This is a genomic window from Pseudomonas sp. PAMC25584 (genome assembly GCF_058135675.1).
In genome coordinates this window covers 5056296-5071045 of sequence record NZ_CM176870.1, presented here as the reverse complement: position 1 = coordinate 5071045, position 14750 = coordinate 5056296, and the positions used below count along the sequence as shown (strand labels likewise).

Annotated in this window: 12 protein-coding genes; 5 read left to right on the top strand and 7 right to left on the bottom strand. The window is 63.5% G+C overall.

The genetic code is table 11. The features are described from left to right. Positions 1–285 precede the first annotated feature (285 nt). Positions 286–4182, top strand: a complete 3897-nt coding sequence (gene purL / locus ACS5Q8_RS23670) for a phosphoribosylformylglycinamidine synthase (protein WP_247404079.1) — start codon at positions 286–288, stop codon at positions 4180–4182. A gap of 4 nt (positions 4183–4186) precedes the next feature. Then, entirely contained in the window at positions 4187–4498 is a 312-nt protein-coding gene (locus tag ACS5Q8_RS23665; RefSeq protein WP_247404083.1) for a YqfO family protein, read from the top strand. Between the two features lie 180 nt (positions 4499–4678). On the opposite strand, the gene nagE is transcribed toward ACS5Q8_RS23665, so the two are convergent. The 7 genes from nagE to ACS5Q8_RS23630 all read right to left on the bottom strand — a co-directional run bounded on the left by nagE (position 4679) and on the right by ACS5Q8_RS23630 (position 13188). Beyond that, positions 4679–6385, bottom strand: coding sequence for an N-acetylglucosamine-specific PTS transporter subunit IIBC (nagE, locus tag ACS5Q8_RS23660; protein WP_276194707.1), 1707 nt, complete (start codon positions 6383–6385; stop codon positions 4679–4681). A 26-nt stretch (positions 6386–6411) separates the two neighbouring features. Beyond that, positions 6412–8922 carry a phosphoenolpyruvate--protein phosphotransferase gene (gene ptsP, locus ACS5Q8_RS23655; RefSeq protein WP_426100170.1) on the bottom strand — a complete coding sequence of 837 codons (2511 nt, stop codon included), beginning with the start codon at positions 8920–8922 and terminating at the stop codon, positions 6412–6414. A gap of 36 nt (positions 8923–8958) precedes the next feature. After that, on the bottom strand, positions 8959–9981 hold the full coding sequence (locus tag ACS5Q8_RS23650; protein ID WP_426100169.1) for an SIS domain-containing protein: 1023 nt from the start codon (positions 9979–9981) through the stop codon (positions 8959–8961). Continuing rightward, positions 9962–11068, bottom strand: coding sequence for an N-acetylglucosamine-6-phosphate deacetylase (nagA, locus tag ACS5Q8_RS23645; protein ID WP_426100168.1), 1107 nt, complete (start codon positions 11066–11068; stop codon positions 9962–9964). Before nagA ends, ACS5Q8_RS23650 begins: the two co-directional genes overlap by 20 nt. 36 nt (positions 11069–11104) lie before the next feature. Next, positions 11105–11836, bottom strand: coding sequence for a GntR family transcriptional regulator (locus ACS5Q8_RS23640; protein ID WP_276194703.1), 732 nt, complete (start codon positions 11834–11836; stop codon positions 11105–11107). A 262-nt stretch (positions 11837–12098) separates the two neighbouring features. Continuing rightward, the gene (locus ACS5Q8_RS23635; protein ID WP_276194702.1) at positions 12099–12602 is read right to left on the bottom strand and encodes a L,D-transpeptidase family protein; all 504 of its coding nucleotides are present in this window, start codon (positions 12600–12602) and stop codon (positions 12099–12101) included. A 37-nt stretch (positions 12603–12639) separates the two neighbouring features. Further along, the gene (locus tag ACS5Q8_RS23630) at positions 12640–13188 is read right to left on the bottom strand and encodes an NUDIX hydrolase (protein WP_276194701.1); all 549 of its coding nucleotides are present in this window, start codon (positions 13186–13188) and stop codon (positions 12640–12642) included. Between the two features lie 146 nt (positions 13189–13334). On the opposite strand from ACS5Q8_RS23630, the gene ACS5Q8_RS23625 reads away from it, so the two are divergent. The 3 genes from ACS5Q8_RS23625 to ACS5Q8_RS23615 are packed head-to-tail and all read left to right on the top strand — an operon-like array spanning position 13335 to position 14709. Further along, on the top strand, positions 13335–13937 hold the full coding sequence (locus ACS5Q8_RS23625) for a CoA pyrophosphatase (RefSeq protein ID WP_247405466.1): 603 nt from the start codon (positions 13335–13337) through the stop codon (positions 13935–13937). Positions 13938–13972: 35 nt separating this feature from the next. Continuing rightward, positions 13973–14497: a gamma carbonic anhydrase family protein gene (locus ACS5Q8_RS23620; RefSeq protein ID WP_276194700.1), complete on the top strand. Its 525-nt coding sequence runs from the start codon at positions 13973–13975 to the stop codon at positions 14495–14497. Next, positions 14494–14709 (top strand): DUF1289 domain-containing protein, encoded by a 216-nt coding sequence (locus tag ACS5Q8_RS23615; RefSeq protein WP_465159483.1) that lies wholly within the window; start codon positions 14494–14496, stop codon positions 14707–14709. The genes ACS5Q8_RS23620 and ACS5Q8_RS23615 overlap by 4 nt, the downstream gene beginning before the upstream one ends. Positions 14710–14750: the final 41 nt, after the last annotated feature.

Sequence of the window (14750 nt, the reverse complement as noted above, 5' to 3'; positions counted from 1 at the left end):
TGCGCAGTATACGCAAACGGCCCACGGCGCCATATCTCGACAGCAGGGGACTTGTCTGCTAGCCGCCTTGAAACTGTGCTGCAGCCCGCAGAAACGTGGCCTGGCGAGCGATTGTGACGGTTAAAATAACTGCGCCCAATGCTGTGGTTAACGCCCCGCTACCGTGCAAACCCTGCCAACTGACGTTCGGCAGCGGCCAGCGGTAGCGTTTCGGGTGCCGTTGACGACGGTTTACGCTAGAATGCACGGCCTCAAAGCACACCCCTTCCCGAGGCTGTCCCGAAGATGTTGATCCTGCGCGGCGCTCCTGCCCTTTCTGCCTTTCGCCACAGCAAACTCCTTGAGCAACTGAGCCAGAAGGTTCCAGCTGTTACAGGCCTGTATGCTGAATTTGCTCACTTCGCCGACGTGACTGGCGTCTTGACCGCCGACGAACAGCAAGTGCTGGCACGCCTTCTGAAGTACGGCCCAAGCGTTCCCGTTCAAGAGCCGACTGGCCGCTTGTTCCTGGTTCTGCCACGGTTCGGCACCATCTCGCCCTGGTCGAGCAAGGCCAGCGATATCGCCCGCAACTGCGGCCTGGAAAAAATCCAGCGCCTGGAACGCGGTATTGCCTTCTATGTCGCGGGCCAGTTCAGCGATGCCGAGGCCGAGCTGATCGCCAGCAGCCTGCACGACCGCATGACCCAGATCATCGTCTGCCAGTTGGAACAGGCCGGCGCTCTGTTCAGCCACGCCGAGGCCAAGCCGCTGACCGCGATTGACGTGCTCGGCGGTGGCCGCGCCGCCCTCGCGAAGGCCAACACCGAACTGGGCCTGGCCCTGGCCGAAGACGAGATCGATTATCTGGTCAACGCCTTCAACGGCTTGAAGCGCAACCCGCACGACATCGAATTGATGATGTTCGCCCAGGCCAACTCCGAGCACTGCCGTCACAAGATCTTCAACGCCAGTTGGGACATCGACGGCGAAAGCCAGGAAAAAAGCCTGTTCGGCATGATCAAGAACACCTACGTGATGCACAGCGAAGGCGTTCTGTCGGCTTATAAGGACAACGCCTCGGTCATCGTCGGCAGCGTCGCCGGTCGTTTCTTCCCGGACCCTGAAACCCGCCAGTACGGCGCGGTGCAGGAACCGGTACACATCCTGATGAAAGTCGAGACCCACAACCACCCGACCGCGATTGCCCCGTTCCCGGGCGCAGCCACCGGTTCCGGCGGTGAGATCCGCGACGAAGGTGCTACCGGCCGTGGCGCCAAGCCCAAGGCCGGGTTGACCGGTTTCACCGTATCCAACCTGCAGATCCCGGGCTTCGTACAGCCGTGGGAAGTGCCATACGGCAAGCCGGAGCGCATCGTCACCGCGCTGGACATCATGATTGAAGGCCCGCTGGGCGGCGCCGCGTTCAACAACGAATTCGGGCGTCCGGCGCTGACCGGCTATTTCCGTACCTTCGAACAATCGATCACCACCCCGCATGGCGACGAAGTGCGCGGTTACCACAAGCCGATCATGTTGGCCGGCGGCATGGGCAACATCCGTGAAGAACACGTCAAGAAAGGCGAGATCCTGGTCGGCTCCAAGCTGATCGTGCTCGGCGGCCCGGCAATGCTGATCGGCCTGGGCGGCGGCGCGGCTTCCTCCATGGCCACCGGCACCAGCTCGGCGGACCTGGACTTCGCTTCCGTACAGCGCGAAAACCCAGAGATGGAGCGCCGCTGCCAGGAAGTCATCGACCGTTGCTGGCAGTTGGGTGACAAGAACCCGATCAGCTTTATCCACGACGTCGGCGCCGGCGGTTTGTCCAACGCCTTCCCGGAACTGGTCAACGATGGCGAGCGTGGCGGCCGTTTCGAACTGCGCAACATTCCAAACGACGAGCCGGGCATGGCCCCGCACGAAATCTGGAGTAACGAATCCCAGGAACGCTACGTCCTGGCTGTCGGCCCTGAAGACTTCGCGCGCTTCCAGGCCATCTGCGAACGTGAGCGTTGCCCGTTTGCCGTGGTCGGCGAAGCCACAGCCGAGCCGCATCTGACCGTCACCGACAGCCACTTCGGCAACAGCCCGGTGGACATGCCGCTCGAAGTGCTGCTGGGCAAAGCCCCGCGCATGCACCGTTCGGCGGTACGTGAAGCGGAGCTGGGCGATGACTTCGACCCAAGCACACTGGAATTGGCCGACAGCATCGAGCGCGTGCTGCACCACCCGGCGGTCGCGAGCAAAAGTTTCCTGATCACCATCGGCGACCGCACCATCACCGGCCTGGTTGCCCGTGACCAAATGGTCGGCCCGTGGCAAGTGCCGGTGGCCGACGTTGCCGTCACCGCCACCAGCTTCGACGTCTACACCGGTGAAGCCATGGCCATGGGCGAGCGCACGCCGCTGGCCCTGCTGGACGCTCCGGCGTCGGGCCGCATGGCCATTGGTGAAACCCTCACCAACATCGCCGCGTCCCGTATCGGCAAGCTGTCCGACATCAAATTGTCGGCCAACTGGATGTCCGCTGCCGGTCACCCCGGCGAAGACGCGCGCTTGTACGACACCGTCAAGGCTGTCGGCATGGAGCTGTGCCCGGAACTGGGGATCACCATTCCGGTGGGCAAGGACTCCATGTCCATGGCCACCCGTTGGAACGATGACGGCGTGGACAAGAGCGTCACCTCGCCGCTGTCGTTGATCGTCACCGGTTTCGCACCGGTCACCGACATCCGCCAGACCCTGACCCCGCAACTGCGCATGGACAAGGGCACCACCGATCTGATCCTGATCGACCTGGGCCGTGGCCAGAACCGCATGGGCGCCTCGATCCTCGCGCAAACCCATGGCAAGCTCGGCAAACACGCGCCGGACGTCGACGACGCCGAAGACCTGAAAGCCTTCTTCGCGGTGATCCAGGGCCTCAACGCCGACGGCCACCTGCTGGCCTACCACGACCGTTCCGACGGTGGTCTGTTGACCAGCGTGGTCGAAATGGCCTTCGCCGGTCACTGCGGCCTGAACCTGGTGCTCGACAGCGTTGCCGAGGACGCCTCTGAAATCAACGGCATCCTGTTCAACGAAGAACTGGGTGCGGTGATCCAGGTGCGCCAGGACGCGACGCCGGACGTATTGGCACAGTTCAGCGCCGCCGGCCTGGGCGATTGCGTGGCCGTGATCGGCCAGCCGATCAACAACGGTCAGATCGACATCGTCTTCAACGGCGACACCGTGTTCGAAGGCCAGCGCCGTCTGCTGCAACGCCAGTGGGCCGAGACCAGCTACCAGATCCAGCGCCTGCGTGATAACGCCGACTGCGCCGAGCAGGAATTCGACGTGATCCTGGAAGAAGACAACCCGGGCCTGAGCACCAAGCTCAGCTTCGACGTCAACCAGGACATCGCTGCGCCGTACATCAAGAAAGGCATTCGCCCACAGGTTGCCGTACTGCGTGAGCAGGGCGTCAACGGCCAGGTGGAAATGGCGGCCGCATTCGACCGTGCCGGCTTCAATGCGATCGACGTCCACATGAGCGACATCCTCGCCGGTCGCGTCGACCTCAACGAGTTCAAAGGCCTGGTGGCCTGCGGCGGTTTCTCTTACGGCGACGTGCTGGGTGCCGGTGAAGGCTGGGCCAAGTCGGCCCTGTTCAACAGCCGTGCCCGCGACGCGTTCCAGGGCTTCTTCGAGCGCAACGACAGCTTCACCCTGGGTGTGTGCAACGGTTGCCAGATGATGTCCAACCTTCACGAACTGATCCCGGGCAGCGAGTTCTGGCCGCACTTTGTGCGTAACCGTTCCGAACAGTTCGAAGCCCGTGTCGCCATGGTGCAGGTGCAGGAGTCCAACTCGATCTTCCTGCAAGGCATGGCCGGTTCGCGTATGCCAATCGCCATCGCCCACGGTGAAGGCCATGCCGAGTTCGCCAGCGAAGACGCCTTGCTCGAAGCCGACGTGTCCGGCTGCGTGGCCATGCGTTTCGTCGACAACCACGGCAAGGTCACCGAAAGCTACCCGGCCAACCCGAACGGCTCGCCGCGCGGGATCACCGGCCTCACCAGCCGCGACGGTCGCGTCACTATCATGATGCCGCACCCGGAGCGTGTATTCCGTGCCGTGCAGAACTCGTGGCGCCCGGAAGAGTGGAACGAAGACGGCGCGTGGATGCGCATGTTCCGCAACGCTCGCGTGTGGGTGAACTAAGGCGGTGTACAAGCTCGCTTTCTTTGTGCCCGCGAGCCACGTGGAGACGGTAAAAACCGCCGTCTTCGCAGCCGGCGGCGGGCGCATCGGCGACTACGACAGCTGCGCCTGGCAAGTGCTGGGCCAGGGCCAATTCCGCGCGTTGGACGGCAGCCAGCCGTTTCTCGGGCAAGTCGGCCAGGTTGAAGTGGTTGAAGAGTGGAAAGTTGAGCTGGTGGTGGCGGATGCGTTGATCGTGGCTGTTGTGGCCGCGTTGAAGCTGAGCCATCCCTATGAGACACCGGCGTATGAGGTATGGCAGTTGGCGGATTTTTGATTCGTTGATTGCATGAGCAAGAAACCCGCTGGGCCTGTTGGGGCAGCGGGTTTTTTGTTGCCTGTGAGGCCCAATCGCAGGCAAGCCTACTCCCACATTTGGCTGCGTTGCCAGGTCGGGCGCCGGTCAAATGTGGGAGGGGGCTTGCCCGCGATAAGGTCAGAGCAGCCACTACATCTCTTAAACCCCGGCGCTGACCTCACGGCCACTGACCATCTGCTCCAACGCCTCGCTCAAACCCGAGGCCTTGTCACCAATCAGCAGGTGCCAAACACCGCTATCGAGTTGGCTAACGCCTTGGCAACCAAGCGCTGTCAGTTGAGCCTCGGACACCACCGAGTCATCCCCCAATTCCACCCGCAACCGGGTCATCGCCACCGCTTCCAACTGGCGCACATTTTCCCGGCCACCCAATGCAATCAGCCATCTCTCGGCTTCCCGGACATCCACCGCAACCAACTTATCCACAGGCGCAACTGTCACGGGCGCATTGGCTACAAACGACGGCATCGCCAACCGGATCTCATCGGCAATGCTGTCCGCCATCGGCCCGACCACTACCTGCAAGCTCCCACCGTTACCCGGCCGAACCACGGCCATCGCACCGAGGGCTTTCAACTGTGCATCCACTGCTTTGTTGCGGTCGACCATGTCCAACCGTAACCGCGTGGTGCAGGCTCCCACGCTGAGCAGGTTGTCGGCACCCCCCAACGCCTGGATGTAAGCCGTGGCGCGCTGGTTATCGCTCATCACTTCGGCCTGCGCCACCGGGATATCTTCGCGGCCCGGCGTCTTCAGCTGGAAGCGGCGGATGCAGTAGTTGAACACGCTGTAGTAGATCACTGCGTAAGCCAAGCCGACCGGGAGGACCAGCCAGCCATTGGTGGACTTGCCCCAACCCAGCACCATGTCGATAAACCCACCGGAGAAGGTAAAGCCCAGGTGGATATCCAGCAGGTTAGTGACCGCCATCGACAGCCCGGTCAGCAACGCATGCAGCAGGTACAGGAACGGCGCGAGGAACATGAAGGCGAATTCGATCGGCTCGGTCACGCCGGTCAGGAACGAGGTCAGCGCCATCGACAGGAAAATCCCGCCCATCACTTTGCGTCGTTCCGGCAGGGCATTGCGGTACATCGCCAGGCACGCGGCGGGCAGGCCGAACAGCATCACCGGGAACATGCCGGTCATGAACTGGCCGCCTTTCGGGTCGCCGGCGAAGTAGCGGGTCAGGTCGCCGGTCACCACCGCGCCGGTCAGCGGGTCGGTAAAGCTGCCGAACACGAACCACGCCATGTTGTTGAGGATATGGTGCAGGCCGGTGACGATCAGCAGGCGGTTGAACACGCCAAACACGAAGGCACCCAGGCTGCCGCTTTCCATCAGCAATACGCCGAAGCTATTGATGCCGTGCTGGATCGGTGGCCAGATCAGGCCAAAGATCACGCCCAGGCCGACCGCGCTGAACCCGGTGACAATCGGTACAAATCGCCGCCCGCCAAAGAACGCCAGGTATTCCGGCAGCTTGATGTCCTTGAAGCGGTTGTACAGCCCGCCCGCCATCAAACCGCTGGCGATCCCGGCGAGCATGCCCATGTTGATGCTCGTATCCATCACCTTGAGGGTGGAGACCATCACCAGGTAACCAATCGCCCCGGCCAGGCCCGCGGTGCCGTTATTGTCGCGGGCAAAACCCACGGCGATGCCGATGGCGAAGATCAGCGCGAGGTTGGCGAAGATCGCCTGCCCGGCGTCGTGCATCACCGCGATGTTGAGCAGGTCGGTGTCGCCCAGGCGCAGCAGGAGGCCGGCGATCGGCAGGATCGCGATCGGCAGCATCAGCGCACGGCCCAGGCGTTGCAGGCCTTCGATAAAGTGTTGGTACATGGCGTGTCTCCCTTTTCTTGTTGTTGTCAGCTCAGCGGCCAGTGGTGTTGACAGGCTTGGCGTACCGCCTTGGCGCTGCTCAGGTCGAGCAGACCTAGGCTCAGTTGCCGGCATTGCGCCGCGTCCAGGTGGCGGACGCGGTCCTTGATTTCGCCGATCTGCGGCGGGCTGACCGACAGCTCGCTGACCCCCAGGCCGACCAACACCGGCGTCGCCAATGGGTCGGACGCCAGGGCGCCGCACACGCCGACCCAGCGCCCGTGTTTGGCTGCGCCCGTGCAGGTCTGGGCGATCAACCGCAGCAGCGCCGGGTGCAGCGCATCGACCCGTGCGGCGAGGCCGGCGTGGTCGCGGTCCATGGCCAGGGTGTACTGGGACAGGTCATTGGTGCCGATGGACAAGAAGTCCGCATGCTCGGCCAGTTGTTCGGCCATCAGCGCAGCGGCGGGCACTTCGATCATCACCCCCAGTTCCGGACGCTGGGTCAGTTTCAGCTCGACGCACAGTTCATCCAGGCGCTGGCGGATCTGCAGCAGTTCGTCGACTTCACTGACCATCGGCAGCAGGATGCGGCAGCGCGCCAGCGGGCTGACTTGCAGCAGTGCGCGCAGTTGCTGGTCGAGCACCTCGGGGCGCACCTGGGCCAGGCGAATGCCGCGCAGGCCCAGCACCGGGTTGGCCTCGACCGGCAGCGGCAGGTAGTCGAGCTGTTTGTCGCCGCCCACGTCGATGGTGCGGATGATCACCGACTTGTCGCCCATTGCATCCAGCACCGCTTGATAGGCCTGGCGCTGTTCCTGTTCGTCCGGTGCGGTGCGGCGGTCGACGAAGAGGAATTCGGTGCGCAGCAGTCCGATGCCATCGGCGCCGTTTTCAAATGCCACTTGGGCCTCGGCGCTGGAGGCGACATTGGCGGCGACTTCAATGGTCATGCCATCGCGGGTGTTCGCCGGCAGTCGCGCCTGGGTCTGTTGTGCCTGGCGGCGCAGGTTCTGCGTGTCGCGAATCCGGTGGACTTCGGCGTGGCGCGCCTCGCTGGGCGCCAGTTCCAGGCGACCGTTGGCGGCGTCGAGTACCACGCGTTGGCCTTGGGGCACATCGAGCACCTCGGCGCCCAGCGCCACCACGCATGGCAAACCTTTGCCCCGGGCCAGGATCGCGACATGGGAGGTGGCGCCGCCCTCGGCCATGCAGATGCCGGCGGCCTGTTGCGCGCTCAGTTGCAGCAGGTCCGAGGGCGTCAGCTCATGGGCGCTGACAATCGCCCCGGCGGGTAACTCGAGGTGCCACGCTTCACCCAGCAGCGCGCGCAGTACGCGTTGTTGCAGGTCGCGCAGGTCGTTGGCGCGTTCGGCCAACAACGGCTTGCCCAGGCCCAGCAACACCGCGCATTGCGCCTGGATCGCATCGCGCCAGGCGTGGGTGGCGGCGCTGCCGTGTTCGATGGCGCGGGTGGCGGCGTCCAGCAGGGTCGGGTCTTCCAACAGTGCGAGGTGGGCGGCGAAGATCTCTTCTTCGTCGACGGCCTTGCGCTGGCGGGCGAGGTCCAGGGTGGTGCGGATTTCGTTGCGCACCTGCTCAAGCGCCGCATCCAGCCGCTGCAGTTGCTCGTCGGCGCAATGCTGGGCGGTATCGTCTGGCAGCTCGATCCCGCTCAGGCGGAACAGCGGCCCGCAGACCAAGCCCGGCGCCGCGCATACGCCTTGCAATACACCGGCTTCGGTAGGCGTGCGACGGGGTGCGACGGCCACCGGTGCGGGAGGTTCGTCGCTGATCGCTACCGACAGCGCGGCAACCAGTGCCTGCACTGCCGCCGCACAATCCTTGCCACGGCTGGTGACGCGGACCTCATCGTCTTCGCCGATGCCCAGCCCCATCAGGGCAACCAGGCTGTCGCACGCTGCCGACTTGCCGGCGAAATGCAACTGCGTCTGGCTGCTGAACGCCTGGGCGGTCTTGCGGATCAATGCTGCCGGACGCGCATGCAGGCCGCCGCGATGGGTGATGCGCACGCTGGCGCTGGCTTGCGCGACGGAGTTATCCACAGCTGTTTGCGGCGCTACGCTGGAACGCAGCGCCACGCGCGCCAGCGGTTCACCGCGCTTGATCGAATGGAGCGCCAGCGGTGTCAGTTCGAAGCGCTCGCTGTTGGTGAGAATGATCAGGCTGACCAGGCTCTTGCACTGGCGCGCAATCCGGTCCAGGTCAAACTGCATCAGCGCCTGGCCCTTGCTCACCCGCGCGCCGTTCTTCACCAGCAGGGTGAACCCTTCGCCGTTCAATTCCACCGTGTCGATGCCCACATGCATCAATAGCTCGGCGCCGTTCTGCGCACGAATCGTCAGCGCATGCCCGGTGCGCGCCACATGGATGATCTCGCCGTCGCACGGTGCGTACAGGCAATCGTTCAGCGGGTCGATGGCCAGGCCGTCGCCCATGGCGCCGCTGGCGAAGACTTCGTCGGGGACGTTGTCCAAGGCCAGCACCGGCCCGCTGAGGGGGGCGCTGAGGGTCAATTCATTATTGTTGTTGGACATGGGCACGGTACTCATCAGGAAATCGCGGTACGCCACTCAGTGGGTGCGGGTGACTTTGCTCAGGTGGCGCGGCTGGTCAGGGTTCATGCCCCGGGCGACCGCCAGGCCGGCGGCCATGACATAGAAACTCTGGATGGCCAGGATCGGGTCCAGGCTCGGGTGTTCGGCGCGGCTCAGGGTCAGGTCGCGTTCGGCGATATCGTCCGGCGCGGCCAGCAACACGCGGGCGCCGCGTTGGCGCATATCGGCAGCCAGGCTCAATAGCCCGGCTTGCTCGGCGCCGCGTGGGGCGAAGATCAGCAGCGGGTAGTTGTTGCCGATCAAGGCCATCGGCCCGTGACGCACCTCGGCGCTGCTGAAGGCTTCGGCCTGGATCGCCGAGGTTTCCTTGAGCTTGAGCGCGGCTTCCTGGGCGATGGCAAACCCGGCGCCACGGCCGATCACCATCAATTGCTGGCAGTCGCGCAGGGCGTCGATGGCTTGCGTCCAGTCCTGCTTGGCTGCTTCGCGCAGGCCCTCGGGCAACGCACGGCAGGCGTGCAGCAGGTCGGCTTCCTGGTTCCAGTGGCCGATCAACAGCGCGCTGGCGCTGAGGGTCGCGATAAAGCTCTTGGTCGCGGCCACACTGAGTTCCGGGCCGGCGCACAGCGGCACATGGAATTCGCAGGCGGCTTCCAGGGGTGAATCTTCGGCATTGACCAGCGAGATGCTCAAGGCGCCGCGTTTGCGCAGTTGGCGCAGGCTGTCGACCAGGTCCGGGCTCTGGCCCGACTGAGAGAAACCGAACACGACCTGGCCGCTGACCTGCAACGGCGCTTGCAGCAGGGTCACCACCGACATCGGCAACGACGCCACCGGAATGCCTACGTGCTGCATGGCCAGGTAGGCGAAGTAGCTCGCGGCGTGGTCCGAGCTGCCACGGGCGATGGTCATCGCCACTTGCGGCGGCTGACGGCGCAGGCGGTCGGTGATGTCTTGCAGACGCGGGTCCAGGCGTTGCAGCTGCGCGGCTACGGCGTCACAGGAGGCGAGGGCCTCTTCAAGCATTTTTGAGGACAATGGTTTCTCCTTCGACCATGACGTCGGTGAGGTGCAGGGAGCGGTCCAGGCGCACGCAGTCGGCAAAGCTGCCGGGTTGCAGGCGGCCGCGTTCTTCCAGGCCCAGGTAGTCCGCCGGAAATTGCGACAGGCGTTGTGAGGCTTCGCTGATGGGCAGGCCGATCTTCACCAGGTTGCGCAGCGCCTGATCCATGGTCAGGGTGCTGCCGGCCAGGGTGCCGTCGGCCAGGCGCACGCCGCCCAGGCATTTGGTCACGGTGTGGCTGCCCAGCTTGTATTCGCCGTCGGGCATGCCGGCGGCGGCGGTGGAGTCGGTGACGCAGTACAGGCACGGGATCGCGCGCAGGGCCACGCGCATGGCACCGGGGTGTACGTGGAGCAAATCCGGGATCAATTCCGCGTACTGGGCGTGGGCCAACGCCGCGCCGACGATGCCCGGCTCGCGGTGATGTAGCGGGCTCATGGCGTTGTACAAATGCGTGAAGCTGGTGGCGCCGGCGGCGAGGGCGGCGACGCCTTCTTCATAGCTGCCCAGGGTGTGGCCGATCTGCATACGCACGCCGCGTGTACTGAGGGCGCGGATCAGGCTGTCATGCCCGGCGATTTCCGGGGCGATGGTGATCACCCGGATCGGCGCCAGGCGCAGGTAGGTTTCCACTTCTTCCATCAATGCGGTGTGGGCGAAGTTGGGTTGCGCGCCGAGTTTGCCCGGATTGATGTAGGGGCCTTCCAGGTGCACGCCAAGGACCCGGGCACTGCCGCTCGGGCGCTGCTCGCAGAAGCTGCCGAGCTGGCCGAGTACGCTGGAAATCTCGTCCACCGGCGCGGTCATGGTGGTGGCCAGCAGCGAGGTAGTGCCAAAGCGCACGTGGGTGCGGGTGATGGTTTCGAAGGCGTTGGCACCTTCCATGATGTCTTTGCCGCCGCCGCCGTGGACGTGCAGGTCGATAAACCCCGGCAGCAGGTAGGGCAAGTCGTTGTCGGCCGGGTTGCAAGGCGCGCCTTCGATGGCGATCACCTTGCCGTGTGCATGCGCCAGGCGGCCGCGAATCCAGCCATGGGGCGTGAGGATATTGTCTTCGGACATGGGCAGTTCTCTGAGGCCGCGGTGCGCGGCAAAGGCCTATCGCCGCAGTTCTGCGACAAAGTCGTAGTAGTCGTTGCGGCAGTAGGTGTCGGTGATTTCGATCGGTGTGTTGTCGGCGGTGTAGCCGACGCGGGTCATCAGCAGCATGGCGGTGCCGGGGGCGATGCCGACCAGTGCGGCGAACTCGTCCGAGGCGTTGATCGCCTGGATATGCTGCAGGGCGCGCACGATGGGTTTGCCGATGCCCTCCAGGTACTCGTAGAGGGAGTGGCCGATGGCTTGCGGTTGTGGCAGCACCGAGGCGGGCATGGCGGTCATTTCGATTGCCATCACCGTGTCGTCGGCTTTGCGCAGGCGTTTGAGGCGCGTCACCTTGTCGTTCGGCGACAGGCCCAGGCGGATCAATTCTTCATGGGTCGGCGCGCTGATGTCGCGTTCCAGCCACTGGGAACTGGGCACAAACCCCTTGAGTCGCAGCATCTCGCTGAACCCTGACAGGCGCGACAGCGGCTGTTCCAGGCGTGGGGTGATAAAGGTGCCGGAGCCTTGGCTGCGACGGATCAGGCCTTGGGCAAGCAAGACTTCCAGCGCTTTGCGGGCGGTGACGCGCGAAAGGCTTAACTGCTCGCTGAGGGCGCGTTCCGACGGCAGGGCCTGTTCGGATTTCCACTGGCCGGCGTGGATCGCCGCTTCCAGGTTGCGGGCCAGTTGCAGGTACAGCGGCGTGGATTGTTTGTCGTCGGGACGCAGCGTCAGGATGGGGTTCATCTGTCAGGTTTCCGATGCGGTTATTAGAGTGTTGTCGCCCGCTATTGGCCGGAAACTAATACCACTTAAATACCATGTCAATGCTGCTAAAACGCTTTAGGTCCAGGTTTCAGGGCGCCTTAACGGTAGCTGGCATCAAGTGGTATTAGAGAGGTCTTTAAGGCGCGCAGAGCTGCGCAGCCTGCGGGGTGAATTGGTATTCACCGGCAGGCGCTATCGAGGGCAGGAAACTTTTTTTAATTAATTTGCCAAGGGGCGAGGGCTACGGCCGAATCTCGATCAGGGTGCCGTCTTTGACCAGGTTCCAGATTTCGCGCATGTCGACGTTGCGCATGCCGATGCAGCCGTCGGTCCAGTCCAGGGTGTGGAACCACTGCTCCGGGTATTCTTCACTGTCGGGCGTGCCGTGAATCATGATCATGCTGCCGGGCTTCACGCCTTCGCGGCGGGCACGGGCGGAGTCGCTGATATTGGGGTAGGAAATGTGCATGGCCAGGTTGTAGCGGTCACTGGTTTTGCGCCAGTCGATCCAATACAAGCCTTCCGGCGTGCGGCGGTCGCCTTCGAACAGTTTGGTGCCCTTGGGGTTTTTGCCCAGGGAGATGCGGTAGGTCTTGAGGGGTTTGCCGTCGTTGATCAGTTGCAACTGATGGGCGGACTTGAGCACCAGAATTTTTTCGACCGTTTTGCCGCCCAGGGTTTCCAGAGTGGTGGCTGAGGACAACGTGGCGAACGACAGGCAGAGCAGAGCAAGCAACCAACGCATTAAAACGATTTCCCTTGGACGACGATCTGCCGGTTTGTTATTGGGCGGGCTTGGACAGCGGCGGCACAGCTTCGCTGCGCACCGGGAACGATTGTTGGCGACGGTCGGCGAAGAAGTATTCTAAGGTACGCCCGACCGTGCGGAAAGCCAGCTCGGACCAAGGGATGTCGGCTTCGTCGAACAGTTGCACTTCCAGGCTTTCGGGGCCTGCGGCGAAGTCCAGGTCAATCAGTTCGGCGCGGTAGAAGACATGCACCTGGCTGATATGCGGCACATCGATCAGGGTGTAGAGGCTCAGGTTGCGCACGTGGGCGCAGGCTTCTTCCATGGTTTCGCGCATGGCGGCCTGTTCCATGGTCTCGCCGTTCTCCATGAAGCCGGCGGGCAGGGTCCAGTAACCCCGGCGGGGCTCGATGGCGCGGCGGCACAGCAGTACTTGATCGCCCCACACTGGCACCGTGCCGGCGACGATATTGGGGTTCTGGTAGTGAATGGTCTGACAATGATCGCAGACAAAACGCAGGCGTGCGTCGCCTTCGGGAATGCGTTGGGTGACCGGTTTACCGCACTGGCTGCAGAAATTCATGCTGGGGTTCCTGGAAAGTCTGCCTATTTTGGCGTGGGCGGCAGGGCCCTGCAAGTTGTCGTTTCGCGACAGCCCTCAGGTTTTGGGGTTGGGCACCCGCGCGCTTTGGTGCATGATGCAAGGTAGCCAACAGATCGAGATGACTCATGCTGGACGAGCTACTTCGCCGGGTAAGCAATCACACACCGCAACTGCTTGAGACCGACGGGCGTTTCCCCGAGGCCGCCGTGCTGGTGCCGATTACCCGCAGTGACGAACCCGAGCTGATCCTGACGCTGCGCGCCAGCGGCCTGTCCACCCACGGTGGCGAAGTGGCCTTTCCCGGCGGGCGCCGCGACCCCGAAGACCCCGACCTGATCTTCACCGCCCTGCGCGAAGCCGAAGAAGAAATCGGCCTGCCGCCCGGCCTGGTCGAGGTGATCGGCCCGTTGAGCCCGTTGGTTTCCCTGCATGGCATTCGGGTCACGCCCTACGTTGGCGTCATCCCGGACTACGTCGAATACCTGGCCAACGACGCCGAAATCGCTGCGGTCTTCAGCGTGCCCTTGGAGTTTTTCCGCCAAGACCCGCGCGAACATACCCATCGCATCGATTACCAGGGTCGCAGTTGGTACGTGCCGAGCTATCGGTTCGGCGAATACAAGATCTGGGGTTTGACGGCGATCATGATCGTCGAACTGATCAACCTGCTTTATGACGATGCCAACATCAGCCTGCACCAGCCGCCCAAGAGCTTCATCCATCTATAAGCCATCGTTTAAATGGCCAGCCGTGAGGACACATCATGAAATACCGCCTGGGCGACGCCCGCGTCGAGACGCATCCACACAGCTGGGTGGCGCCGAATGCCACGTTGGTGGGCAAGGTCAAGCTGGAGGAGGGCGCCAATGTCTGGTTCAACGCGGTGTTGCGTGGCGACAACGAACTGATCCTGATCGGCAAGAACAGCAATGTGCAGGACGGCAGCGTGATGCACACCGACATGGGTTACCCGCTGACCCTGGGCACCGGTGTGACCATCGGCCATAACGCCATGCTGCATGGCTGCACCGTCGGCGACTACAGCCTGATCGGCATCAATGCGGTGATCCTCAACGGCGCGAAGATCGGCAAGTACTGCATCATCGGCGCCAATTCGCTGATCGGCGAAGGCAAGGACATTCCCGATGGTTCCCTGGTCATGGGCTCGCCGGGCAAAGTGGTGCGCGAATTGACCGACGCGCAGAAGAAGATGCTCGAGGCCAGCGCTGCGCACTATGTGCATAACGCCCAGCGTTATGCGCGGGATCTGGTTGAGCAGGAAGAATGAACCCGTCAGAGCGCCCTGTCGCCTCGCCGTGCGTGAACATTTGCGCGCTGGATGACGACGATATATGCATCGGCTGCCGGCGTAGCGTGGAAGAAATCACGCTCTGGAGCCGCATGGACAACGCCGAGCGCCGGGTGGTGCTGGGGGTGTGTCATGAGCGGGCGAAGGCGAGTGGGTTGGTGTTTATGGCTTCCGGTAAATCCGGTGCCTGAACCATCGCTATCGGGGGCAAGTCGAATCGTCGCACCGCCCC